24 protein-coding genes are annotated in these 25422 nt (G+C 54.5%); 15 read left to right on the top strand and 9 right to left on the bottom strand.

The features are described 5' to 3' along the window. Positions 1 to 7: 7 nt before the first annotated feature. From ABD735_RS12140 to ABD735_RS12125, 4 genes are all read left to right on the top strand, one after another. Positions 8 to 1288 (top strand): sensor domain-containing diguanylate cyclase, encoded by a 1281-nt coding sequence (locus tag ABD735_RS12140; protein WP_344806741.1) that lies wholly within the window; start codon positions 8 to 10, stop codon positions 1286 to 1288. Further along, the gene (locus tag ABD735_RS12135) at positions 1275 to 2078 is read left to right on the top strand and encodes a substrate-binding periplasmic protein (protein ID WP_344806739.1); all 804 of its coding nucleotides are present in this window, start codon (positions 1275 to 1277) and stop codon (positions 2076 to 2078) included. Before ABD735_RS12140 ends, ABD735_RS12135 begins: the two co-directional genes overlap by 14 nt. Before the next feature lie 210 nt (positions 2079 to 2288). Further along, positions 2289 to 3512: an ATP-grasp domain-containing protein gene (locus tag ABD735_RS12130; RefSeq protein ID WP_344806737.1), complete on the top strand. Its 1224-nt coding sequence runs from the start codon at positions 2289 to 2291 to the stop codon at positions 3510 to 3512. Positions 3513 to 3514: 2 nt separating this feature from the next. Continuing rightward, positions 3515 to 5518, top strand: coding sequence for a hypothetical protein (locus ABD735_RS12125; RefSeq protein ID WP_344806735.1), 2004 nt, complete (start codon positions 3515 to 3517; stop codon positions 5516 to 5518). Between the two features lie 26 nt (positions 5519 to 5544). Here ABD735_RS12125 and ABD735_RS12120 read toward each other — a convergent pair whose 3' ends face one another. Continuing rightward, positions 5545 to 6858: a methyl-accepting chemotaxis protein gene (locus ABD735_RS12120; protein ID WP_344806733.1), complete on the bottom strand. Its 1314-nt coding sequence runs from the start codon at positions 6856 to 6858 to the stop codon at positions 5545 to 5547. Between the two features lie 250 nt (positions 6859 to 7108). On the opposite strand from ABD735_RS12120, the gene ABD735_RS12115 reads away from it, so the two are divergent. After that, positions 7109 to 7774: a glutathione S-transferase gene (locus ABD735_RS12115; protein ID WP_344806731.1), complete on the top strand. Its 666-nt coding sequence runs from the start codon at positions 7109 to 7111 to the stop codon at positions 7772 to 7774. Positions 7775 to 7827: 53 nt separating this feature from the next. On the opposite strand, the gene ABD735_RS12110 is transcribed toward ABD735_RS12115, so the two are convergent. The 3 genes from ABD735_RS12110 to ABD735_RS12100 are packed head-to-tail and all read right to left on the bottom strand — an operon-like array spanning position 7828 to position 10718. Next, entirely contained in the window at positions 7828 to 9111 is a 1284-nt protein-coding gene (locus tag ABD735_RS12110; RefSeq protein WP_344806729.1) for a TRAP transporter large permease, read from the bottom strand. A gap of 35 nt (positions 9112 to 9146) precedes the next feature. Further along, positions 9147 to 9734: a TRAP transporter small permease gene (locus ABD735_RS12105; RefSeq protein WP_344806726.1), complete on the bottom strand. Its 588-nt coding sequence runs from the start codon at positions 9732 to 9734 to the stop codon at positions 9147 to 9149. A gap of 18 nt (positions 9735 to 9752) precedes the next feature. Next, entirely contained in the window at positions 9753 to 10718 is a 966-nt protein-coding gene (locus tag ABD735_RS12100) for a TRAP transporter substrate-binding protein (protein WP_344806771.1), read from the bottom strand. A 513-nt stretch (positions 10719 to 11231) separates the two neighbouring features. Here ABD735_RS12100 and ABD735_RS12095 point away from each other — a divergent pair. Both ABD735_RS12095 and ABD735_RS12090 read left to right on the top strand, forming a co-directional pair. After that, positions 11232 to 11363, top strand: a complete 132-nt coding sequence (locus ABD735_RS12095; RefSeq protein WP_344806725.1) for a hypothetical protein — start codon at positions 11232 to 11234, stop codon at positions 11361 to 11363. Further along, entirely contained in the window at positions 11360 to 12334 is a 975-nt protein-coding gene (locus ABD735_RS12090) for a Gfo/Idh/MocA family protein (protein ID WP_344806724.1), read from the top strand. The genes ABD735_RS12095 and ABD735_RS12090 overlap by 4 nt, the downstream gene beginning before the upstream one ends. 26 nt (positions 12335 to 12360) lie before the next feature. On the opposite strand, the gene ABD735_RS12085 is transcribed toward ABD735_RS12090, so the two are convergent. Next, positions 12361 to 12729 (bottom strand): hypothetical protein, encoded by a 369-nt coding sequence (locus tag ABD735_RS12085; RefSeq protein WP_344806723.1) that lies wholly within the window; start codon positions 12727 to 12729, stop codon positions 12361 to 12363. A 71-nt stretch (positions 12730 to 12800) separates the two neighbouring features. On the opposite strand from ABD735_RS12085, the gene ABD735_RS12080 reads away from it, so the two are divergent. Further along, a complete protein-coding gene (locus tag ABD735_RS12080) occupies positions 12801 to 13895 on the top strand; it encodes an App1 family protein phosphatidate phosphatase (RefSeq protein ID WP_344806722.1) in 1095 nt (364 codons plus the stop codon). A gap of 22 nt (positions 13896 to 13917) precedes the next feature. Beyond that, complete coding sequence (locus tag ABD735_RS12075) at positions 13918 to 14613, top strand: aspartate/glutamate racemase family protein (RefSeq protein WP_344806721.1); 696 nt, start codon at positions 13918 to 13920, stop codon at positions 14611 to 14613. A 28-nt stretch (positions 14614 to 14641) separates the two neighbouring features. On the opposite strand, the gene ABD735_RS12070 is transcribed toward ABD735_RS12075, so the two are convergent. Both ABD735_RS12070 and ABD735_RS12065 read right to left on the bottom strand, forming a co-directional pair. Next, positions 14642 to 17203 (bottom strand): ABC transporter permease, encoded by a 2562-nt coding sequence (locus ABD735_RS12070; protein WP_344806719.1) that lies wholly within the window; start codon positions 17201 to 17203, stop codon positions 14642 to 14644. After that, on the bottom strand, positions 17190 to 17864 hold the full coding sequence (locus ABD735_RS12065; RefSeq protein ID WP_344806717.1) for an ABC transporter ATP-binding protein: 675 nt from the start codon (positions 17862 to 17864) through the stop codon (positions 17190 to 17192). The genes ABD735_RS12070 and ABD735_RS12065 overlap by 14 nt, the downstream gene beginning before the upstream one ends. Before the next feature lie 580 nt (positions 17865 to 18444). Between ABD735_RS12065 and ABD735_RS12060 the strand changes: the two genes are divergently transcribed. The 5 genes from ABD735_RS12060 to ABD735_RS12040 all read left to right on the top strand — a co-directional run bounded on the left by ABD735_RS12060 (position 18445) and on the right by ABD735_RS12040 (position 20959). Then, positions 18445 to 18696 (top strand): YciI family protein, encoded by a 252-nt coding sequence (locus tag ABD735_RS12060; protein ID WP_344806715.1) that lies wholly within the window; start codon positions 18445 to 18447, stop codon positions 18694 to 18696. Next, a complete protein-coding gene (locus ABD735_RS12055) occupies positions 18697 to 19116 on the top strand; it encodes a MerR family transcriptional regulator (protein WP_344806713.1) in 420 nt (139 codons plus the stop codon). It begins immediately after the preceding gene. Between the two features lie 54 nt (positions 19117 to 19170). Then, a complete protein-coding gene (locus ABD735_RS12050; protein WP_344806711.1) occupies positions 19171 to 19752 on the top strand; it encodes an NAD(P)H-dependent oxidoreductase in 582 nt (193 codons plus the stop codon). A 27-nt stretch (positions 19753 to 19779) separates the two neighbouring features. Further along, on the top strand, positions 19780 to 20238 hold the full coding sequence (locus ABD735_RS12045) for a DUF6194 family protein (RefSeq protein WP_344806709.1): 459 nt from the start codon (positions 19780 to 19782) through the stop codon (positions 20236 to 20238). A 196-nt stretch (positions 20239 to 20434) separates the two neighbouring features. Next, positions 20435 to 20959 (top strand): VF530 family protein, encoded by a 525-nt coding sequence (locus tag ABD735_RS12040; RefSeq protein ID WP_344806707.1) that lies wholly within the window; start codon positions 20435 to 20437, stop codon positions 20957 to 20959. A 51-nt stretch (positions 20960 to 21010) separates the two neighbouring features. Here ABD735_RS12040 and ABD735_RS12035 read toward each other — a convergent pair whose 3' ends face one another. After that, positions 21011 to 23983, bottom strand: coding sequence for an Ig-like domain-containing protein (locus ABD735_RS12035; RefSeq protein ID WP_344806705.1), 2973 nt, complete (start codon positions 23981 to 23983; stop codon positions 21011 to 21013). Between the two features lie 536 nt (positions 23984 to 24519). Between ABD735_RS12035 and ABD735_RS12030 the strand changes: the two genes are divergently transcribed. Next, the gene (locus tag ABD735_RS12030) at positions 24520 to 25026 is read left to right on the top strand and encodes a phosphate-starvation-inducible PsiE family protein (RefSeq protein WP_344806703.1); all 507 of its coding nucleotides are present in this window, start codon (positions 24520 to 24522) and stop codon (positions 25024 to 25026) included. Between the two features lie 95 nt (positions 25027 to 25121). Here the strand turns inward: ABD735_RS12030 and ABD735_RS12025 are convergent, their stop codons facing one another. Further along, entirely contained in the window at positions 25122 to 25349 is a 228-nt protein-coding gene (locus tag ABD735_RS12025) for a hypothetical protein (protein WP_344806701.1), read from the bottom strand. Positions 25350 to 25422 lie beyond the last annotated feature (73 nt).

Below are 25422 nucleotides of genomic sequence, written 5' to 3'. Positions count from 1 at the left end.
ATACTTAGTGTCTACGAGCTTCCTGCGTCCAAAGAATCTGTCCAAAAAAATGATGCGGGTTATTTTCTCCATCTATTTTGGTGTGGCCTGCCTGATTACAAGCCTCCAGTTCCTGAGTGAATATCTGAAAACTCAGGATTCGATCTTGAATGAACTGAAGCAGCTGGAAGAAACAGTCAGCGGTCCCATATCTACCAGTTTGTGGCAATATAACCAGAACCAGCTCGATGCGCTTATTGCCGGGCTCGTTAAAATGCCGATTATAGTAGGCGTCGATATCGCTGATAAGAATGGCGAACCGATGATTTCGAGAAGAATCTATCCACCCGGTTCGGCACCTATGTCAACTTTCGGTACGACAGCAGAATTGAACTGGGTACTGAAGGAAAAACAGATCTCGTTGGGAATGCTCACATTATATTCCTCTTCAGAGGTTATTCTTGATCGAGTCCTGTTCGGGTTTTTCTTGATTGCGGTTACGGCAATCATAAAGCTCTCTGTCTTATTCTGGCTTTTTATATGGGCGTTCGATCGTTATCTGGCAAGTCCGTTGAGAGAGTTGATGCGTCAGGTTGAAGAGGTCCAACTCAGCCATAACGGCAGACAACGCATCAGCCTGCCAAACATAGACGATAATGAACTCAGTCGACTTCAGGACCATATGAATGCAATGCTCGCTGCCATGGAGCGTGATCAGGAACGTCTATTGGAGGATGAGCAGGCAAAGCGAAGCTGGCTTGAACAGGCTGTGGCAGAGCGTACAGAGGAGCTGCAGATTCTCAATGAGAAGCTCAAGGACCTGGCTACCAAAGACTCCTTGACTGGCATATTGAATCGGGGGAGCTTTCTCGAAACTGCGCAGCACTTGCTTGCCCTCTCCAGACGTCAGGAATCGCCTGGAGCGCTTATCCTAATGGATTTAGACCACTTCAAGAAAATCAACGATACCTTTGGTCATGTAGTCGGCGACAAGGTGCTGATCCATTTCACACAGACTATCCGTGCGATCTTACGAAAATCTGATCTCCTCGGAAGACTTGGTGGCGAGGAGTTCGGTGTTTTCCTGCCTGATACCTCCCTTGATGATGCGGTTAAGCTTGCCGATCAAATGCGGCAGGCTATCGGAGAATCAACGCTGGAGTTTGAAGATAGAACACTCTCCTACACTGTGAGCCTTGGCGTCGAATCATCAGCGCTTGAAGATCATTCGATCGTCGAGCTCTTTAAACGCGCCGATCTGAAGCTGTATGGTGCCAAAGCAAAAGGTCGCGACCGTGTCGAGAAATAAACTGTATTGTCATGTAGCTGTTTCGCTGTTCTTTTCAGCAGCTAGTCAGAGCCAGGCTGAGCCACTAAAAATTTGCTATGACCAATGGGCACCAATGACGATGTTTCCTTCAGAAGCATCTCCTGCTCGCGGCGTCGTTATAGACATGGTCGACGAAATATACACCTCGAAAGGCTACCAGACAGAGTATTTTGAAGTCCCTTTGGCTAGGGGCTTGGATATGGTGGCAGAGGGGCTTTGCGACATGTTGCCGGAATACCTCTTCTCCAAAAATTCAGAAAATGACTTCGTGTATGCTACGGAACCCACATTCGCCTATACCACAGCATTTGTGGTGAGACGGGACGATTCCTGGCGCTATAGCGGGATTGAGTCCGTAGAAGGACGGCGCGTCGCCACCGGGCCGGGCTGGGACTACAGTTCAATGAGCGTCGAGTATCAAAACTACCTGGATGACCCGAAACACTCGAGTTTTGTTGAAGTGATTGCGGGTGACGACGACGTAGTTGACCGAGCCTTGCGCATGATCAGGGACCACAGGGTCGATACTTATGTGGATAATGACCTTGTTCTTCAGTACGCCTTGAACAGGCTGGGTCTCGAAGAGGATCTGCGGATCGTGCGCCCTGGACTGGAAAAGAAATTGGTTGAACGGCCGATCTTCTCGAAAAAGATTCCTGCAGCAAAAAGGCAGAAGCTTATAAGAATCTGGAATGAAGGACGTTTGGCACTGAAAGGCATACAGGAGAAATCGCTGCTGGATAAGTACGACGTGAGATTTGAAGAATAAAAGACCGACCTGGCTCATGCATTGCTGCGGCATAAAATGCAGTATGAGCAATAAGTTGCCTGGCTGTGATCTGGCGCTCATTTGCAAGTCGCACGCGGGCTCTGTAGGGTCATGGCCCTACTACTGTCCACGGAAAGGACATCAAGACCATCACATCTGGGCTTGGGCCAGGACTGCCGGAGCTTTCAGCTTGTTACCAGCGAGGATCAGATGAACACCAATACGGACAAGGGTTATATCGCCTTACTCGGCTGGAGTCTTAACGCGGTGGAAGCCGCTGCTGATTTCGATCGCCGCTATCTTGTAGTTGCCCCGGACTGGGCTGAAGAATACTGCACAACCCACAACATTCCATATATGGCATGGAATTTTGAGCGCCTCAATGATCGTTCGATGGAAATCGCGCAAAAGTTGAAGGATAAAGGCATCGACGTTGCCATTCCGTTGTTTGAAGAAACGGTCGAATGGGCTGGTGCCATCAACTCCGTGCTGCTTGATAAACCCCGCCTGCTGGGACAGTCCATGCTCATGCGTGACAAGTCGCTGATGAAGCGTAGGGCGCAGCTCGGTGGCATTCGAGTGGGTATCTTCGAAGAGGCGCATGACAGAGACGACGTCGTACGATTCCTGCGCCGGGTCAACCAGACTTTGCTCAAGCTCGATGGCGACCCTAATGATCCGATTCACTTCAAGGCTTTCGATAAGGCTGGCTGCCTTGGCCACCGTGTGATTCGCACGCCCGACGATGTCGATGGCATTCCAGACGACGAATTTCCGGCGCTGATAGAGTCACACCTTGATGGCTGGGAGTTTGCAGTTGAAGCCTGGATTCACAACGGCAAGATCCGTTTCCTGAATATTTCAGAATATGTGACGCTCGGTTACTCCGTGTACGTGCCGGCATCGCCGGAACTGGAAAAGTACCGGGAAAAAATCACACGGCAGATCGAGAAGCTGATTCAGGTTTTCGATATCGAGTTCGGCTTCATTCATCCGGAATACTTCGTTACCAGCGATGGCGAGATGTACTTCGGTGAAGTGGCCTATCGGCCGCCTGGTTTCAAGGTATTCGAGTTGCTTGAGCGGGCGTATGGGTTCAATGCCTATAAGGGCCTCATTCTCGCATTCGATCCAAAAACCACAGAGAAAGAGATCACTGACTTCTTTCCTCGCGAAGTTGTGGACGCTAGCTGCTACGCCGGCTGCTTTGGTGTGTATCCACGGCGTCGTGTCGTCAGCAAGCTCGAAATCCCCCAGGAGACTGAACAGCATCCTTATTTCGAGTCGCATGAACTGAGTACGCCGCTTGAAGAAACGGTGACGAAGCGTACTGCGTTCGGCACGCACTGGGGACTTGCTTACTTCAAGGGCGATAACGCGGACACACTGCATAAGCTGCTGAAGCGTCAGGAAGAATTGGACTATTATATTTAGTCATGACTGAACCAGTGCCGATTGATCAGACGCAGTGCAAGCAGCTTTGTCTCAAGCTGGACGAGGCCATAACGCGACTCGCCAAAGCGCCTGATTTCGCCAAGTTTCCAAAGCTGTCACCGGTACTCGATCTTGTGCGCCGCATAATCATGGCGGGCGGCCTGGGTGAAGTAGCCTCACGTGCAGTGGTGTTCGAGCAGGCTGGTGGGTTCCTTGGTACCGATTGGGCTCAGCCCCAGGTTCTGGTGCCGGCGATGACCTGCCACTCGCTCCGATCGCCTGACTCGAATCTCGTCATTATCGAGACGCTGAGCGAGTTGCGTCTGCTGGCTATTGCCATGGGTGAGTACATTCGTCCTGATCTGTCGGCAGAGCAGGCACACCACTTTCTCACTCAGGTTCTGGCTGTGAACCTGGCCATGCTCTTCAATCCGCTGACCGAGGCCGAGCGAGAGACTCAGGGCCGTCTTGCAGAAGTGCCACGGGCTCTACTCAATTACCTGGCTGAGCGTATCGGTTTTGAACACATCATCGACCGACTCATCGAGGAGATCTGGCGCATATTACGCCAGCGCCCCATCCAGCTTGATGGCGTGAAACAGATGATTACCCAGATCGCCGTCTGTCGTGGCTCGGCCAGGCAACCGGGTGCCGCGACGGAGCGCATCATGCAGGGGGCTGATCGGTTGATCAGCGCCTTGTACGGACCAACGCAACTGTGCCGGGAAGATCCTGGTGTAGACGTTTACCGGCAGCGCATCGACTATCTTGACCACACGGCTCTGCAGGCTGAAGCGGCGGGCTTCGTGCGCTCTATGCATGATACCGGACTCGTGTCACCCTACCACGCTGTGCTTCTACAGACCGTCGTCGAGAATTCCCCGCAGCTGCTGGTCGACGCGCTCGGGCTGTCCGGGACCGGCAGGGATTGTCTGGTCTGCTATCACGACCTTGTACTCGAGCTGGTTCAGCATGCAGTGACCCCGCAAACCCCTCAGGCTATATTTGGCCTGAGCTCGATGCTGGAACGAGGTATTCTCTATCAGCCCGCGGTAGGCCCTTCGCTCTGGCGGCAGATTGGTCTGCCTCTCTCGGAGCGAACTGAACAGCGGATTCACGCTGGCTTCGGGACTGGCGTTTCAGCACGAACGCAATTGCTGCATGGTGTGCTGCTTATGCTCGGTCTGCCTCTTGGCATAGGGCAGGGCAATAACCCGACCTGCCAGTCAGCACGAGCGCTGTCGATCTGGTCCTATATCGTGCCTGATTATCTTCTTCAGCTCATTGCTTCGGCTGCACGCGATGATGAAATCGTCATGCATTTTGAAGGAGAGGCGATTTCTTCACGCGCTGCACTGGCAGCGGGTATCGAGGCACTGCCTGTTGATCTCGATCCGGTGTCCCTGATTCTGGTACCACATCTGGATCATATCTATCAGGAAATGGGGCGGCTCTGTTTGGGGCGTGAAGGCGATCCCCATCGCTGGATCAATCCGGAATTCCACGGCTGGCGGGTAGGCCGCGGTTTCTGCATCAACGTGGACGTTGCTACCGGCAATATTATTGATCTCGAAGATTACATGCGTCGTTTCTACGCTTTCTACCATCCCTTTTTCAATGGCAATCAGCCTTTGATTCATCCGCAGCCCGCCGGGATCGCCATTACCGATAGCGTGGCTCGTTTCATCGGCTGGCATGCGATCGCTATTCAGCGCGTTGCGCTGGACCCAGGTGGGCAGATGAGGGTCTTCTTCTATAATCCCAACAATGACAGCGGGCAGGACTGGGGTGATGGTGTTGTGGTGAGCACTGCCGACAACGGCGAGCGCTACGGCGAGTCATCGCTCGAATTCGAAGCCTTCGCGTCGCGTATCTATATCTTCCACTTCGATGCTCAGGAACCCGGCGAGCCCGCTGCAGTAGAGGCGGAGGCCATTGAACGGATCAGGGGGCTGATGTTACGGAGCTGGGGACGCGATCGCATGGTCGAGGGCGATGGGCGTTAGCGTAGGCCCTCAGATCACGCAAGCCACTATCGCAATTCGTTTGCAAAGCGTCCAACTGCATCTACCACCTGCTTGGCGCCTTCCTGAATTTCCACAATGACGGCACCTGCCTGGCTTGCCAGTTCCAGACCCTGCTCAGCTTCCTCCCGGGTGTTAAACATCTGACGCATAACTTCGTCAGAGAGCCCATGGTTTTTCTCGACCACCCTCACGATTTCCTCCGTGGCCGTGCTGGTCCTGCCTGCCAGCTGGCGCACTTCGTCGGCCACCACCGCAAAGCCACGCCCCTGTTCCCCAGCTCTGGCGGCTTCAATGGCAGCGTTCAATGCCAGAAGATTTGTCTGCTCTGCGATGCCACCTATAGTTTGAACGATAGCGTTTATCTGTAGTGATTGCTTGCCCAAGGCTTCGATGCTTTTCGTAGCAGCTTGCATCTGGTCGGCTATTTTCTTCATGGTGTCGACGGTCTGTTTTACAACAGTGGCGCCTTTTTTTGCGCTGACGTCGGTTTGCTGAGAGACATCAAATGCGATAGCAGCACCCTCGCGAACCTGGGCTTCCCGTGCCACCTGGTCAGTAACCACGGTGGCGAACTTCACAACTTTATAAAGCTTGCCTTCGGCGTCGTAGACCGGATTGTAAGTTGCTTCCAGCCATACTTCGGAACCACGGCTGTCGATGCGTCTGAAGCGGCCCGCCACGAATTCTCCGCTGTTCAGTTTCGACCAGAAAGCGGCGTACTGGGCCGAGGCGCCCTCCTCAGTAGAACAGAATGTCCGGTGGTGCTGGCCAACCAGCTGTTCGAGCCGATAACCCATAGCCCGCTGAAATTGCTCATTTGCGGTGATAACAGTGCCATCAAGATTGAATTGAATGACCGCGGTAGAGCGTATCAGCGCATCAATAAATGCTTCACTCTCTTTTGCGCCTTCCACTGCATTGGTGACGTCGCGCGCATAGCCCTGAACGTGAGACAGCTTGCCGTCGCCGCCACGAATCGGGAGCCAGTGTACATTGAGCCAAATCAGCGAGCCGTCAGAGCGCAGGTAGCGATAGTTGTCACTGACAGGCGCAAATTGCGCGATAGCCTGATGGAAGGCACGAAAACAGGGGAGCTTGGATACGTAGGGTGGAACAATCTCGGAGAGCGGCCGGCTGAGCAGCTGCTCTCGCTGGTAGCCTAATGCGCTGGCAAAGTCCTGATTCAGCGAGGTTATGGCAAACTCCGCACTCAGCGTAACTGATAACATGCTTCGGTCGATTTGATCAGTCAGCTGGCGCAGCTTGGCTAACTCAACTCGCTGCTCTTCAAGTTCTTTTTTGAGCCGGCTGTTAAACATCAATATACTCCAAAGAAAGATGGGCTGGTGTTATGGGTAGGCACAGACGATTCTCGAGCTTGTTGTAATACAAGCGAACAGAGTGATGTTCAATGCCAACTGCATCCGCATTCAGGATGCCCAGTTGATCGCTCCCCAGGAGCTTCCACACTCGATAAACTATAGCTGCTTTGAAGGAAAACCCTAATTCAGGGGGCGCAGGACGCTTTATGCGGTACAATCGGGCGATATTTGCGCTTTAACTTTTTATATGCCAATTGCTCAACTGCCGATTCTTTACTCTTTCCGCCGCTGCCCCTATGCGATACGCGCCAGGCTGGCGTTGGCTTACGCCGCGCGCCAGGTTATTTTGCGTGAGGTGGTACTCAGAGATAAACCTCAGGCGCTCATCGACGCCTCAGCCAAAGCGACGGTCCCGGTACTGGTGCTGCCGGATGGCGCTGTGATAGAACAGAGTATTGAGATAATGCAGTGGGCGCTCGCACGCTCTGATCCCGAAGCTTGGCTGCTGCGCAACTGCAAAAAGCAGCAGCATGAAGCCCAAACGCTGATCGAGCGCAACGACCAGCAATTCAAGCAGGCCTTGGACCGCTACAAATACGCCGACCGCCACCCGCAGCAATCGGCAGAGGCTTATCGGCGCGAAGGCGAAGTATTTCTAAAAGAGTTAGAAATGCGGCTGGCGCGGCGTGCCTACTTGATTACGGACCGCATCAGTATTGCTGATGCGGCTATTTTTCCGTTCGTGCGCCAATTTGCTCACACCGATAAAACGTGGTTCTACCACGCGCCCTATCCGAACTTGCAGCGCTGGTTACAGAGGCACCTGAACTCTTCGCTGTTTAACAACGCAATGCACAAATACCCTGCATGGCAGCCAGATGCAGAGCAAACGCTCTTCCCTGTACAGGTGTAGTGCGCGCGCAACAATGACCCACCTCATCGCTCCCCTGTGATCTCGCGGTGCCCTTATCGAAACGCCAGATCGCGCAGGAACAACGCGATCTGCGGGAAGGCGATGATCAGCCCGGCTGAGGCCACCAGCATGAAGATGAACGGCGGCGTACCGCGAATCACTTCCCAGTAGGGCCGCTTGAAGATGGCTATAGCGGTAAAGATGTCGCAGCCAAAGGGCGGCGTCGCCGAGCCGATGGCCACCTGCAGGGTAATCAGTACGCCCACCAGTACCGGATCGAGACCGGTGGCCTGGATGGCCGGGGCAAAAATCGGCGTCAGCACCAGGATCACCACGATGGGATCAACAAACATGCAGGCAATGAAGAAGGCGACACAAATAGTCACCAGGACGCCGACTGGGCCAGCATCGGCGATGCCGACACTCTCTAGCACCGCCTGGGGGATTTGGGCGAAGGAGATAATCCAGGAAAAGCCATTGCCCACGGCCACCAGAATGAAAACGACTGCGGTAATCAGGCCGGTCGATTTGGCAATGCGGTAGATATCCGGCATTTTCAAAGACCTGAAGACCACGAACTCCAGCAAAAATGCGTAGAGTACACATACCGCGGCCGCCTCGGTCGGACTAAAGATACCGCCATAGATCCCACCAACGATGATGACCGGAAAAAACAATGGCCAGATCGCCAGCCGCACCGAGCGACCGCGCTCGCTCCAGGTGGCTTTTGCTTCAGTGGGTACATTGTACTTGTAGGCATAGAACAGGCTGTAGAGGGAGAACATCACCAGAATCATCAGGCCCGGGCCGATGCCGGCGATGAACAACTCGGCAATGGAGGTCTGGGAGATAATGCCGTAGATAATCATGCCGATGCTGGGGGGAATCAGAAATGCGATGTCGCTGGCGTTGATGATCAGTGCCAGTGTAAACGAGTCGGAATAGCCTGCCTTGAGCATCTTCGGCCGCAGTGGTGAGCCCACGGCTACTACCGTGGCCTGGGTCGACCCGGACACCGCGCCAAAAAGGGTGCAGGAGGCGGCGGTGCTAATCGCCAGGCCGCCTTTCACGTGGCCGATAAAGGACATGACCATGTTGATTAGCCGGTCCGCAGACTGGCCGCGGGTCATGATGTCGGCGGCCAGAATGAACATGGGTACGGCGATCAGCGAAGCGGGTCGGAGGCCGCCCATCATCTGCTGAATAAAGGTTTCCATCTGGCCTAGCCCGTTGAACATCATGACGAAGCCAACGATCGATGCGACTATCAGGGGGATCATCATGGGGAAGCCCAGCAGGAGCAGGCCAATCATGATGAGCATCAGGGTCATTCCCATGGATCTGTCCTCTGTGTTTCCCTATCGCTGTCCGATCATATTTCAGACTCGGTATCGGCATAGCCATCGACCACTCCGGTGGATAGGTAGACGTCCCCGGAGATGAGGTTTTTGATGCCGGTGAGGAAGTACTGGATTCCGGTGATCGCGAACCCGACCGGTGCCCAAACGTAGATCGTCCAGATGGGTATCCCTAGGGCGGGCAGAATACGCCCTCGGCCGTACAGCGTTTCAATATAGCCGTAGGCGTAATAGCAAAGGAAAAACATCACCGCCGCAGTTGAGAAGGCTATAACGATCATCAGCACCTTTCGTCCCATTTTCGGCAGTGCGTCATAAACTGCTGACATGCGGATATGGCGGCCATGCCGCGCGGCATAGCCGATACCGGCAAAGGTTACGAAGATAATCATAATGCGATTGATCTCGCCCGAAAAAAACAGGCCTTCACCGAACACGAACCGCGCAATGACGTTGATGCAGGTATTGAGAGCCATCAGCAGGACACCTGCGGCCAGCATGACCGCTTCGATCTTGCTGATCAGGACATCGATGAGACCCAGAATGCCTGGTAACCCCGACTCAAAGACTCCGGTATCATCATCAGATGTGTTCTCACTCATGGGCGGTAACCCCCAGTGTTACTCGGTGACCGCTGCAAGATCCTTGCGGAATTGGTCAAGCAGCGCTTCGCCACTTTTGCCAGTCATCTCTATGAACTTCTTCTCGACCTGCGGTGCACGGGCGCGAAACAGTTCGATCTGCTCTTCATTCAGACGAGTGACGGTGACCTTGTCACTGGCTTTCTGAATTTTTGCCAGGGCTTCGTCCGCCAGGCCGTCGATGTGAGTGATGATTTCCTCAAATGCGTAGTCGGCGGCATTTTGAATCAGCTTCTTGTCTTCATCAGACAGGCCGTCATAGAACTTTTTGTTGGCCATGGAGGCGGTGGTGAACCAGCCGTGGCCGGTGAAAACCAGATTCGGTGAAACTTCATATAAACCGGCAGACTCAATCCAGAAGATCGGGTTCTCCTGACCCTGGATCATGTTGGTCTGCAGCGCACCATAGACATCGCCCCAGGGCAGTGGTGTCGGCGTAGCACCGAATGCATTGTAGGTTTCCGACAGCAGCGGATTTGTCATGACCCGAATTTTCTTGTTGTCAAATTCCGCTGGACTCGTCACCGGCTCATCGACGGTCACGACCATTTCTCCTTCGGGATACATTTTTAACAGCTCAAGACCCTTCTCGGCATAGAGCTTGGGGAAATCCTCGTTGATCGCCTCACTCTCACGGAAAAACTTGATCACCGTGTCCATATCCGTGGGCATCAGGTAGGGGATAAAGAAGATTTGGGCCTCGGGAATCAGCGAGCCGGTGAATCCCGGGGACTGGTTGACGAAGTTGAGAATCCCGGACTGGGCCTGCTCCATGATGTCGTCGGACTCACCAAGTTCGCCGAAGCGGAAAACCTGCAGGGTGTGATCGGAGTTTTCTTCGATAAACTCTTTAAATTTATAGGCATAAACGTCCTGGACGTCGCCTTCATATTCTTCGTGGGCATAGCGCCAGTTGGCCGCGCTAGCGGAATTCACCGCAGTCATCGTCGCAAAAGCGATTACCGAAATTCCAGCCAGTTTTTTCAGCTTCAATGAGGTATTCATGGGCTCGTCTCCGCTAATTCTTCATGAGGATTTTTCTTTACTGTTAACAGAGACTGCTAAAAAAATTACTTTTCCGCAAGGAAATCGGGCAAATAGATGCGAATTAGTCCTTGATGGAGTGTATGCGGCCAGGCTGACATGCAACCCTCGACAATGCGTAGCAGCTTGTTGCGATTGGCACCATCCTTCGCCAACGTCGACATGCCTTGCACGACCGCCAAAACGTGACCAGCAAGCATCTCCGGATCGGCATTTGGGGGCAAGCGCTCCCGACATGGCTATGATCTACGGGTTGTTCACGCCCGGAGGGCGTAAGCACCTTGTGTTCGGCGGAAGCTCGGTTTCTGGACGGTTCTGACATCGACTTCTTAATTATTGCTCCGCGAGTTTTGAAGCAAGGCAATTGGTCAAGCTTCTTGATGAGCATAATCTTTCGCACTCGGAGTAACTCGCATGGGACTTCTCACCTTCAGCCTCAACGTCACCCTGGACGGCTGCGTCGACCACCATGAGGGCATTGCCGACTGCGAGCCGCGGCGGCACAATCGCGATGCACTACCAGCGCATGCGAGGCTGACATTATGAAGTTCAACTGGGGGCTGATAGGGCCAGGACGGATCGCCGAGACATTTGCTCAGGCGATGACAGCTGACGGGGTCGGCACGCTCAAGGCTGTGGCCAGCCGCAACGCTGATCGTGGTCGCGCGTTTGCTGATGATCATCAGATAGACACCGTTTATGACGATTATGAAAAGCTCTACCAGGATGACCGTCTGGATGCTATCTACATTGCCACGCCGCATAATTTTCATGTCCAACAGGCGCTGGCGGCAATAGCTTGCGGCAAACACCTGTTGGTGGAAAAGCCTTTTGCGGTTACGGCTGCCGATGCCGAGCGCGTATTCGAGGCCGCCAGGAACAAAGGGGTCTTTGTGATGGAGGCCATGTGGTCACTCTTCCTGCCCGCCTTTCAACAGGCCACTGCCTGGGTAGCGGAAGGCGCAATCGGTGAGATCAGCGGTGTACGATCTTCCTTTGGTTTTGTTGTGCCACGCACACCAGACGACCGCCTTTTAAACCTCGATCTGGCTGGCGGCGTCCTGCTGGACATGGGAATCTATACCGTGGCTACTTCACAGTGGTTCATGCAGGTTAATCCCGAAGCTATCGTTTCTCAGGTCCGTCTGGGACCGACCGGGGTCGATGAAACCTGCGCCATCCAGCTGCATTATCCCCATGGCAAGGTCAGTCAGTTGCTTTGCAGCTTCGAGAATAAATACGACAACGAATTGATCGTTTTTGGGAACAAAGGACGCATCGTATTTGCCAGTAATTTCTGGCAAGCGGAGAAGGTCAGCCTGGTTGGGACCGACGACAGCGTCCAGACAGTTGATCGTCCGTTCGAGGTCAACGGCTTCGAGTATCAGATTCGGCATGTGGTCAACTGCATCGCGGAGGGCAAGACTGAAAGCGAACTGATGACCCACGAACGTACCCTGGCCAACCAGCGGATTATGGATGTGGTTCGGCGTGAAGCCGGCCTGCTCACCGGGTAATCCGTGTGAGAACACCACCTTCGGATTCAAGCAGTCAGTCGTCCGACGATTTGTCGCACCCACGGCGCTACAATCGAATATTGACCGCGAATTGCTTGCAAACAAGGCAGATGAACTGGATAGGCGCATTCAAAAACTGATGGCGATGCGCGACGGTCTTCGGCATGCCGCCGTTTGTTCTGCGCCAAGTCATCTGGAATGTCCGAAGTTTCTTCGCCTGCTCGGATTAGCTGCACGTGGAGCGATGAGTAGTGGAGGCACAAGAAAGCGGCCACAGAAGCGAAGCGCTTCGTAAAACCTGCCAGGCATTGGATTCTGCCAAAAGCCAATGGAGCGGCGTCCAAGCGGTTGGCACGCTCTCCGTACTGGTTTACCATCCGAAACATGACATCCATCCTCTTTCCTCCAGACGGCCCACTATCGTCAGTAGCTGCGCAATGTCCAGGTATCCCGTTGAGCGCCTTCGATGCAATGGCGTAAGCGCTTCCGTGACTACCTGATATCATTGCGCCGGGGGCTCAGGGTTTTGGCAGCGCCGGTTAAAGGCGACAACGGACGGGGCGGCTTATTCATCCACCCATACCTGGGTTATGGGTCCAGAGATCGCGTGTTTCTAATGGGACGGGTCTTTCATCAGCCAGGCTTTGGGTCATCCATGCAGGAGGACCGACTGAAGCGCGATTTGGTGGACCTGCTTCGAAGACTGTGGCGTAAGCCCATCGTGGGTGCGCGGGTGCGGGTCAGATACAAGGACACCACGACAGTTGTCGAAACGGATCGACATGGCTTCTTTCGCGTCGATATGACACTTGGGACCATGCCCTCGGACGTCACCTGGCACTCGGTTGAGCTGTCTCTGGACAAGCCTGTCGATGAGCGTGCCACGACCACCGGCGAATTTTTTACGCCCACCCATGCCGCTACCTATGGCGTTATTAGTGATATCGACGATACCGTCGTTTACACCGGAGTGGCGAATACGGCGAAGATGCTGTGGCGCCTGTTTGCCTTGGGGTCGGATAGCCGCGTGATTTTCCCTGGAGTGCCTGAGTTGTATCAGGGGTTTTATCAGGGACGTAGTGGTGAGGATGGCAACCCTCTTGTGTATGTGTCTCGCGCCCCCTGGAGTATCTACCAGGTGCTGGTGGCGATGTTTCAGCTGCACAGGATCCCGAATGGACCCATTCTGATACTGCGCGAATGGGGCATGAAGCGTGGCAGTCTCTTACCCCGCCGTGCCCGCGACCACAAGCTGGACGCTATCCGTCATGTCCTTGACCTGTATGACAGCATGTCGTTCGTACTGGTGGGGGATTCAGGCCAGCATGATCCAGAAACCTATACCCGTATCCTCTCGGAAAACCCCGGACGCATCCTGGCTATTTACATCCGAGATGTCAGCCACGATCCGGAGCGCTCCGAAGCCATAGTGAATCTGGCCCGAGAGGCCGGGGTTGATTGTGAGGTCATCAGTACCACGGATAGCGCTGATATGGCTGAGCATGCAGCGAAACAGGGGCTTATCCTTGAGCAGGCGCTGGAAGCCGTGCGGCGGGTCTGATGATTAAACATGGAGTGTATCGATGAAGACAATTGGCCTGATCGGTGGAATGAGCTGGGAATCGACTCAGACTTACTACCGCCTGTTAAATCAGAAAGTGAGAGACGAACTCGGCGGACTTCATTCGGCGAAACTGGTTCTCTATAGCGTGGATTTTGCAGAAATAGAGGCTCTGCAGCACCAGGGAGATTGGGACGCCACTGCTGAAATTCTTGGCTTGGCCGGCCGGGCTGTTGAATCCGCCGGCGCAGAGTTTGTGGTTCTTTGTACCAACACGATGCACAAGGTCGCCTCTCAAATCGAGCAGGCAATGGGCATCCAGCTTCTTCATATAGCGGATGCTACCGCCAGTGCACTGCAAAAGAATGACATCACCAAGGTAGGCTTGCTTGGGACAAAATTTACCATGGAACAGGCCTTTTACCGGGATCGTCTGCAGGCTCATGGGATCGAGGTGATCGTGCCTGATGATGCCCAGCGGGAACTGGTTCATTCGGTTATTTACAATGAATTGTGCCGAGGGGACATCAACGCTGATTCCAGGACCGCCTATCTGGAAGTGGTAGCCTCACTGGCTGATCGTGGCGCTCAAGGTGTTATCCTGGGGTGCACGGAGATAGGACTTTTAATTCAGAGCTCGGATACAGATGTGCCCCTCTATGACACCACCGAAATACACGCAGAGCAGGCGGTTCAGTTCGCATTGGGGCGAAGGTAAACACGGCTGTCGTCCAATTGTTTCACCATCAACCTTCCCTCAGTAAAAGTGCTGGATTGAGCTTCATTGCCCTGAGTGTTGGCAACAGACCGCCCAGTAGCGCAAGTGAACTGACAATGCCTGCCACCAGTGCGCCCAGCCACCACAGATCGCCTGCTGGCAGCTTTAGCGCTATGGCAGCCAGGGGCAGGGCAATCAGCGCACCCAGAGCGGTGGCGAAAAGCGTCGCAAGAAGGGTCAGCAAGCCGGTTTCAAGCAGCATGGATAGTCGGATGGCCTGATGCCTGGCGCCGAGGCAGTGCAGCAGATTGGCCTCATACAGTTGGCGCCTGCGACTCACGCTCACCACGCTTGATAGTACAAGCAGGCTTGCCAGGAGGCTGACCGTCGCAACCGATGCAAGCCCGGCAGCTGCCTTGTTGAGTAGATCACCAGCTGTTTCAAGCCAGTCGGCGGTACGGAGTGTGATCACATTGGGGAAATTTCTCGCTAACCACTGCTGCGACTCTTTCGCGGCCGGATCACTCTGATAGACAGCCCCTACGTATCGCCCAATCAAGCCCTCCAGCGCACCATCCTGCAGAATACCTTCGAACCAGAACCTGGTCTGAAGACCTTTTTGGCGAAAGATAGCTCGTATTTCGGCGGCTATTGGCTGGCCCTCAGCGGTAAGCTCTACCTGGTCACCAACGCCCAAGCCCAACTGATTGGCCTCCCGATCTTCCATCGCCATGAAGGCAGGCGCCCCTGCGGGTGCAGGTGATGCCCACCAGCTGCCATCGACCAGCTCAAGATTTTCCGGATTACCTGACAGATACGTGAGCTTGTACTCATCGCCCATGGCTTCGCGCCTGGCCCGCGGGTTCTCCGCAAGCAGGTCGGAGATCGTTTCATTGTTGATCTCTGTAAGACGGGCGCGAACCAGTGGCAGGAGTTCTGTCGTGCTGGACGGATCAATTGATGCGAGATCAGCCTCGAGCGAACTCATCTGGTCGGGGAAGACTTCGTACAGAATCAGGGCGGGTGACTCACTTGGAATGGTGGTCTCCAACGCTCGCAGCAGTGTGGCTACGATCAATGTGCATGCCACTACGAGCGTCAGCGCTGTGCCCAGCGAAAGCAGCGTCGCCCGCAGCGGCGAATCCGGTCTGTGAAGGTTGGCCAGCGCCAGTCTCCGGGCAAAGTTACGATCTGCGAAGCCGCCATTCTCCAGAGCTTTGGCACCACGGCGCAATCCTTTGATCACGCCTTCCAGCAATGCCCAGAGCAAGAGGACGGCCAACAGGAACAGGAATCCCAGTTGTGGCGATGGCAACCAGAACAGCGTGGCAGCAATGTAAACCGCCAGCAGCAGATAACTCGCTATCCTCCAGCTCCTGGGTTCATGACTGGCGGCCTTGACTTCGCCTCTGAATAGTCCTGCTGGTGAAGCAGCGAGTGCTCTGGCAAGCGCCGGTAACGCGAATACATAAGCCGTCAACGTGGCGAAGAGCCAGCTCAGAAGCAGTGGCACCAACCACAGGGCCGTCCAGTCTCCATCGCGCCCGGATATCGCAAAGGAGTCACCAGCCAGACTGATTGCCACTGCAGAAAGGACCAATCCAATTCCCCCGCCGATAATGCCAGCCAGGCTCCCCAGTATTCCGATCTGCGTGAGATAGATGCCCACCAAGGGCTTGCGACGCAAACCCAGTGTCTGCAAGGTGGCAATGGTGCCAAGTTTTTCGTCCAGATAGGCATGTATGCTATTGGCCACACCCAGGCCGCCAATAAACAGCGTGGTGAAGGCGATCAGGATGAGTGCCGTCGCAATCTGGTCAAGCCGCTCGGACAGACGCTCGCTGCGTTCAGCAAAGGTAGTGGTATCCCAGTTCGATTCAGGGAAAGCCTGTTCGAATTCGCTCAGCCAGACGCCCAGATCGCCTTCAGTCTTCACCCGGTACTCGTAGTCGACGCGGCTACCCGGACGAATCAGTTCAGTGGCCTCCAGCGCCTGCTCGGAAATCATGATTGGCAGACCTCGCCAGTTGGCATTCAGCCTGCGATCGGGCTGCGCCTGAATAAGGCCGCTGATGCGAAAGGTCGCGGCGCCAATCTGAATCTGGTCGCCGATGGACTGGCCCAGACGCTCGGCAAGCAGGGGATCGATAATGGCTCCCCAGAGATCGTCCTGGCGTGCGTTGAGTGCCGAGCGCGGTTGGTCCGGCGTCAGCTCCAGGTCGCCATATAGTGGATAAGCATCGTCTGGAATTAAAATCTGGGCTCTGAAGAAACCTTCACCATCGCTGCCACTGACCATGGTGTCGAACTCCCTGACCAGGGAAAGATCATCACTACGATGAATCCATTCACGCACTTCATCCGGTAAGGGTTCACTGGCATCGAGCTCGACGTCCCCGCCGAGCAAGGCGCGGGTATCCGCCAGCATACTTTGCTCGATGACCCGGTAGAGGCTCGCCGTAGCCGCCACCAGGGTGACGCCGAGGATGAGACAGGCGAGAAAGACCTTGAGCGCCGAAATGCGTGAGCGGAGATCAGTGATTGCGAATTTCAGCATCCACAGAGGGCTGGCAGCGTTAGCAGACTTCATAGAGGCGCCCGTCTTCCATCCTGACCCGATGCTGACAACGCTCCGCCACACGCTCATCGTGCGTTACCAGGACCAGCGTGGACTTACTGTCCTTGTGGAGATCGAACAGCAACGAGAGCACCTTTTCGCCGGTCTTGTGGTCCAGGTTGCCTGTGGGCTCATCGCCCAGCAGCAGGCTTGGCTGGTGGACAAGCGCCCTGGCAATCGCAACACGCTGTTGCTCACCGCCAGACAGCTCCCCCGGGTGATGCTGCAGCCGATGGCTGAGGCCAACAGCCTCCAGCATTGCAGTCGCCCTATCGCGGGCTTTCGCCTGGCCGGCAATTTCAAGCGGCAGGCTGACGTTCCCAAGTGCGGTGAGGCCGGGGAGCAAATGGAACGACTGGAAGATGATGCCGAGGTGCTTACTGCGCCAATCGGCCATGGCATTGGAGTCCATGTCGCCAAGACGCTGACTGCCGACCAGAATCTCGCCTTTGTCCGGACGCTGGAGGCCTGAGAGCAGCAGAAGCAGGGAGGTCTTTCCACTGCCAGACGGGCCAGTAATGGCGAGAGTCTCACCGGGTGGAACCTTGAGTGAGGCACTGCTAAGCACCTCAACGATACCTGACTCTGTTGAGTACGAGAGGTGGATATCGCTCATTTGGACGCTGGTGGACACGAAGGCACCTTTTCTTGATGACAGATTTAGCTTGCTCGGCAGTGATCAATACAGCTGGCAGCCAGGGGGCGAGTCAGAATACGAGTATATTTTCAGTCTGGCGCAATGTGAGTAACTTGCCATACAGTCTCATATCACGGGCAGGGGAGAAACCTTTATGACAGCCGTCGAGCTTGATCGGGCGGCCGGTCAGGCAGCGCGAAATTCATTCAATGAGTAAGAGTATGGCCGAACAAGCGTTCCGGACAAGTTCCCGGTGGGGACTGGCGATTGTCTTGTGTATTCAGGCGTACGGCCGAACTATTCAACCCAATCGGGTAATGGTTTTTCCAAGGGCCGAATGCCACGCTTCCAAGGTGCGACCAGCACTGCAACTTCACAAAAACAATAGCCTATGGAATAGCCAGCATGCTTGAACAATATCAACAACGGAAAACCGTCCAGCTATCCTGTCTTTTCAGGTGCCGACGTGAGTGCCTCGAACTGAGCTGATGGGTTAAAGTGGTCATCCACGGCAAAACTTCGGGTTCCAGGCAGGACTGGAACGCGGAGTTTTGAGTTAACAGATTCAGGAAATATTATGCGTTATTTGATAATAGCCATGCGCACTCCGGAGTTTCAACAATCAGCCATCGAACCGCACAAGCAGTACCTGGCGCAGCTCAAACGGCAAGGCTCGCTGGAGCTCACCGGGCCATTCACTGACAAGTCCGGGGGCGCGTACCTCATTACTGCGGAAAATCTAGAGTCGGCTCAAGCCATCGCTTTCGACGACCCGATCCACAAAAGCGGCTCGTCCGTGCTGACGGTATATGAATGGGATGCTTCATAGATGCTCATAGGCGAGTTGGCCAGGCGCACAGGGGCTTCTCCAAAGGCGATTCGTCTTTACGAAGCGCGTGGTCTGCTCTCTCGAGTCAGCCGCCGGGGCGCCTACCGCATTTACACTGAACAGCATTTCCAGCAGGTGCGCCAGATTCGTCAAGCACAGGCGCTCGGCTTCAGCCTCACCGAACTTGGTGCCTTGGCCAACCAGCAAAGCGAGCCCGACTGGCAGCAGGTACTGCAGCAGCTTAGCGACAAGCGCGCGAGTATTCGTCAGGAGATTCAGCTGCTGGAACGGCTCGAGGCGCAGATACTACTCGTAGAAGGCGAACTCAAGAGCTGTCTGGCGGACATGCCATCTCCGGATACTGCTGCATGCGAAGAGGCGATTAGGCCAACCCGCGTCGAACACAGCAGACTTGCTTGACTCTGCCCCTAGGGACAAGCCTTAGACTTCTCTGATTCTCAGAGGAGTTGCGACATGATCGGTAAGCGTATTCTCGTGGTGGCGGGGCATCCGTCCAGCGAAAGTTTCGGCTGTGCCCTGGCGGAAGCCTATCTGGTGGAGGCTGAAAAGAACGGCCATGAGGTGAGGATGATCCGGCTGGATCGGCTGTACTTTGATCCCATACTGCATGAAGGGTACAGGGTGGTGCAGGCTCTTGAACCAGACCTGCAGTCGGCTCAGGCGGATATGCTCTGGGCTGAGCATCTGGTGTTCGTCTACCCCGTCTGGTGGGGCAGTATCCCAGCGCTGATGAAGGGCTTTCTTGATCGCACGCTGTTGCCGGGTTTCGCGTTCAAATACGTGCCCGGGAAACTGTTTCCACAGCAGTTGCTGAAAGGCCGATCAGCGCAACTGTTGGTCACGATGGACACGCCGCCATGGTATTTTCGGTGGGCCTACGGTGCACCGGCTATACGTCAGATGAAGAAGACGACATTAGAGTTTTGTGGTCTTCGGCCGGTTGGAACCTTAGCAGTTGGGCCTGTACTCAATTCATCCCCTGAGCGCCGGGAGGTCTGGCTGGAAAAGGCGCGTCTACTGGCGGCACGGGTTTAGCGACCGCGAGTGGGAGGGGACGTTCCTGTGCAAATAAAGGAACTTTCAGAGTACATTCTCGAACGCTATCAAGGCCTGAATGCGGTAGACGCCTGGGGAGAGACATCATTCTTTTATAACCCCGAGGGCCGTCTTCCGCGTGGGGTTTATTTCGCCACGCTCAAGAACAAGGATGGCGAAAATGACAAGGGATCAGAGCTTGAACGTGATGGTGTGTTTCGCTTGAATTTTGGTGTCAGTCAGTCCTCATACGAAGAAGCACTGGGAGCGAGACCCGCCAGACCAGCCGCTGGTGGGGTGGTAGGTACAGGCCATGATTTCACGAAGTTGAACACGCTCATGCCCCATCCGGTGTATGGGTGGATGGCCTGGGTATGCATTCTGAATCCGGATCAGGCGACGTGGCAGAATTTGCAGCCACTGCTGAACGAATCTTATGAGTTGGCTGTCAAAAAATATAAACAGCGTGTGAAGGATAGAAGATAGCACCATGGCACTGACGATACATCTCACCGCGAACCGGGAACATCAAGCGCCATAGGGCTTTTGCAGTTGGCGCGTTCTATGGCGTGGTAGGGGCGGGTATTGGCAAGGCAGTTGCAGGAGGGACCTCTATAGCGGGAGAAAAATACTCTGGGACCGCGGTATACTGCGGCTACATTTTAGCTGCTCTGGACACTGCATGACTGATGACATCAACTATCAAAATAATCCTCTGCACGGCGTCAGTCTGAAAACACTGGTGACCGAACTCGTGGATCACTATGGCTACGAGATTCTTTTTGCCTACCTCGACATCAATTCGTTCAAGAACAAGCCCAGCATCGATTCCAGTGTCAAGTTTCTCAAGAAGACCGAGTGGGCTCGCGAAAAGGTTGAAGCCTTCTATCTGTATCAATTCAAGAACCTGCCCAGGGCTTCGGCGGAGCAGTTTGAATTGCCGCCGCGAGATCGAATCGTGCCCGAAAATCAAAAGCCGGGGGAGCCGGCGCAATTGAGCCTGGAAGATGCCGAGCGTTTGCGGGAAAAGCGTGCAAAGAAAGCCGCTGAGCGCCGTGAGGGTTCTGCTGGCGGCGCTCGCTCCGGTTCAGGCCCACGTCAGTCGTATCCGGCCCGAAAGAGCGGAAAAGATTCAGTGAGCCGCCCGAAAGCTTTAACGAGCGATGGGGTAGATCCGTGGGCGCATTGGAGAGGCAAATCGAGCTGAGCGACTGCCTTCAGTCGCCAGCCCTTGATCTCAGGCAACCGACAGTCAGTTCTATCTCACACGATCCCAGGGACCTCGGGGCCAGGTCTTCTCACCCCAGTCGATCAGGTCATCGATAGCGCTGTCCGCGACCCCGATCTTGCGGAGTTCAGGAATCACCCTGTAGGTATCGCGGCCTTGTACGCGATCCCCACCAAATGAACAAGTGCCACTGCATGCCGAGAAATTGGTGCTATCTCTGGGTTGCACCTTGCGATTCTGGTTCGCGTCGGCCCAGTTCTTTGCGGTGGCATTGTCCGCGTATTCAACGAAGTCCTCGACCATTGCCTGAGCCAATCTACCCCATAGCGGCTGACCAACGCTCGACTGGGCATCTGTTTTGGTCTTGTTCCTGGCAGTTCCATAGAAGATGAATGGTTGCGCAGTGCGTAAATCAAGACCCGCTTCGATACCATATTTACCATTTGTCTGCAGCTGACGCTGTTTGATCATCGTCGCCCAGAAACGGAAGCCCTGGTCAACGTTCGAATACTCCTGCAGCAATTCGACATGGCTATAGGTATAGGCGAAATGGGAAGGCATGGTTTCGCGGTAGCCTGTATTCAGCACCATATTCAGGTGATACCAGGTATTACTCTCTAAAATCCCGAGCATGGGATTTTGCGTGAAATACTTGCGGCCTCCACCAGTACCCGTAAAGTGTGGCGGACGGTCGAATACATTGCGACCGTCGACAACCCAACCTCTAGCTTCACTGGCATCGATACAGCGACCGTCCGAGCAGACACGCTTGCCTTCCTTCTCGGACTCCTGCTCCAGATCCTTGCTGTGAACGATCTCCCACATCTTGACGGACGACCAGGCAGATAGACCGCGTTTGGCAATTTCGATGAGTTCGAGGGCTCGAGGTGAATTATCGATGGCGTCGCAGCTATTCCAGTTAAGCGATGGCATCGGCAATCGGCTGGCTTCGATGACATTGCCATTCTTGGCTCTCCAGGCCGCACCGCCTTCACAGTTTCCGCCTCTACGTAGCCAGCTGCCTAGACGGCTGGCCAGATCGCCAATGTTGCTGCGGGTTGGGTTGTTGTTCGCATCATTGTAGAGCTTTTCGTAGAACGGGATGCCTACGTTGTTGCCGTTCTCATCCGAACGAATCGCTGCGGCAGAAGTATCAAATGCGTCAGCTGGGTGGATGATTGGCAACCACTGGTTCCACTCAGGCATCGGAATATTCATCGGTAGTTCACGGAAGTTGAGCGTATCGAAACGATCAACCACTGCGCGCACTGCATTCAGGGATGTGCCTTCAGGGAAAAGATAAGGCGCCATGTCCTTATGGTCGTCAAGAATTGCGTCTACACCTGCACCGGCCGCCCATTCATATGCTGGTCGACTGTCGATCCCCGGTCCTGGTTGGTAGGCGGGGTTCCATGGTCTGGCTTGATCCACGACCGGAATGTCCAGGCTACGAATATAGGAAGCAATCCTTTCACCATCAGCTTGCGTCAGTCCGTGAAATCTGGATCTCTCGATGATAGACAGATTCGAGAAATTGAAGTATTGCAGATCGCGGCCGTCAGACGCATGGCAATCGGCGCATGAAGAACGCATCCTGCCATCCATTGAGCCACGACCGTTGCCCTGACCATCCAGTGCATCAAGCCAGGGATCAGTCAGCCTGTTACGCTGCCGCCAAAGATCGCGACCCTTGGCAATGGCACTCGCCGAATTGAGCGGAGGAGACCAGAAAGACGGATCGTCGATAGCAAATTCATTTTCATTCAGGACCTTTCGATACAAGGCGCCATTTTCGAGCAGATTCAGTTCGATAATTCTGAAGCCGATGCTTGGTGCTTCCGCATCTTGATGCTCGAAAGTAAGGGTGTTCTTGCCTCGCACCAGTCCGTTCACCGGAACAGTCATGCGAACTGTTCTAAAGCCGCCGCCAATACCGCCGTAGTCCGCCTCGCCGCCAACAATGTCGATATTATTGTTGCCATAGACTCGACCGTCTTCGATGAAGTGCTTCAATGGAATGGCAGAACCACCATTGACCTGCACCGTTGCCTTTACCTTGGCCGGGTTTTTGTCCAGACCAATGTCGTGGTAGCCACAGGCATTGCAGCGCAGATACAGATGGGTGATCGACGATGGATCATTGAGCTCGAAGGTCACACTCTTTCGTGTGCCAGCCGGGCCGAGGACCTCGATGGGTAGCTGGATCAGATCACCATCAGTATTGTCGTCACCGCTACCTGGATTGTCGTTGTCGCCACCTGGGTTGTCGGCCAGAACGGTAATGGTGACGGCTTCGCTATCCATTAGATTACTGTTGGTATCCTTGCTCCTCACCATCAAGGTATGAAGGCCTTCTTCCAGGCCATTGACGTCGAACTCATACGGAGCGCTCTCATCGAGGCTATGGTAGGCGCCGTTGATCCAGAGTCGCGCTACCTGCACACCATCCGGGTCAAAAGCATTCGCTTGCACCGTAAACGACTCACCTGCGTTGACTATTGCTCCGTTCGAGGGCGAGCTAATCATGATGTGCGGCTCGGCCAAAGCCTCGGTGTTGCCATCACCATTGACGGCCCATACTGGTGTGTCCCCAGCATAGATCGCCAGAGAACCATCGTTATTCAGTACCAGACGATTTGCATTGGCGCGGCTAGTGCCGCTGGACCAAATGGCGTTGCCAGCTCTACTACGCAGTACCAGATTGCCGTCGCGCTGCATGTACAGGCGGCTGGCTCCTTTGCCACTGGTGCCGCTGGCCCAGACAGCATTGCGCTCACTGTTACGCAGCACAAGATTACCGTCACTCTGCATATACAGGCGGAATGCGCCGTTGGCAGAGGACAATGAGTCGTTCAGGTCGAGTCGGTCGTCCTGCAAGAGGCTATTGGCGTCTGTGGGGCTGTCTCCGCCCTGGGCCGCGGCATCCAGGGCATAGCTCATGAGCACGGCCAGAAGGCCGAACAACAGAAGTACCGGCTTTCCGACTTTCTCGAACATCGTCATTTCTGTCATCTCCCGGATGCTGGTCTGTTCTTATTATGAAAACGCCTGGCTGGCAGGATGCCTTCAAGAATTCGGTTTGCAGGGAACTTATCCTTTCGGTTCCGCAGGGGGCATGAACTAACTGATGACCCTGGCTGATTTGTGACGCAGTAGACCCTGGATCAGCAGGGGGGAATGGTGCAAAAAATGTCAGGCTGCAATGGCAGCGTGACTCAAACCAGCGGGCCTCCGCGATACCCAGGGCGGTTCACTGTTATAAATTGGCCAATACCAGCGTTGCGTAGGACATACTGAACTGAGTGGGAGAAAGCTGCATCGAGGTCTGAAATTGCCGAGTACGCCATGCCTGGCTTGATGAAGGACCGGATGTCCGGCTTTGATGGCGATTTACGAACTATTAAGCAGACCCCTGGCGGATGAAGAGTAACATGTCTTGCGGGTCCATCGACTGTGTTGGCCTGCGAGAGTTGTTCAGTAGATCTCAACCCCGCAATCCAGAGACGACGAGTTTGTGTTGGCCTTAATGGAGAATTTAAATGACCGATGATAACAAAACGGTAGTACCTCCTCAGTCAGCAACAGGGACAAAGAATCAGCTTCATCAAGAGCTGCCGATCGATTTCCCTGATCCTCTTTTTCGTGGTCTTCACCTGATCATTCGCTTCGCTATCAGGGTGCTTGCAGTCCTGATGGTGGCGGTAATTCTCTGGGGTGTAGGCGATGTCATCTACATCATTTATGAACGCTTGGCGACGCCGCCCTTCTTGCTTTTGACTATCAACGATATTTTCTACACCTTCGGTGCCTTTATGGCTGTTCTGATCGCAGTAGAAATTTTCATCAATATACGTCTCTACCTCGGTACCAACGTCTTCCCCGTACAGTTAGTCGTCGCCACGGCACTGATGGCTATCGCCCGAAAAGTTATTGTGCTCGATTTCGCCACACTGACTCCGATGTACCTGCTAGGCATTGCTGCGACCACGTTAGCGTTAGGCGTCACGTATTGGTTGTTGAGGGATGGCCATCAGTACCACGAATAGGGCTTGGCGGCGTAGCGGAAGGCAAGTGAATGCAGGCGGTCATACACCAGTTTTTGAGAAGGTATCCTGGTGCTGGATCGGCGCCGGCTCGTTGCCTACGAGCCAGCTTTTTCCTTTTGAGAAGGGTTGAGCCGCCTGATCTGATCGAGAAGCTTCTCTTCGACAACATTGAATTCAGACTGCCAGAGCCAAAGCAGCATGGACACGATGCCAAGGAGATCGCCACTCTGAAAACCGTTGGTCAGTACCCCGGTGATACCCGCTACGGCAATGAGGATACGGTTCATGTGATTGATGGTGCGTTTTTCTCGTTGTGAGCACATCGTCCTATCCTCCATTCCTGTTTTCTGCTGCTCGCATATAAATGAGAAGGACAGATGGTGAGTTTTCGACAGA

Origin of the sequence: Allohahella marinimesophila, assembly GCF_039538005.1 — a bacterium.
GTDB classification, from domain to species: Bacteria; Pseudomonadota; Gammaproteobacteria; order Pseudomonadales; family Oleiphilaceae; genus Allohahella; species Allohahella marinimesophila.
The sequence above is the reverse complement of the archived record's forward strand: the minus strand, read 5'-3'. Positions and strand labels throughout refer to the sequence as shown.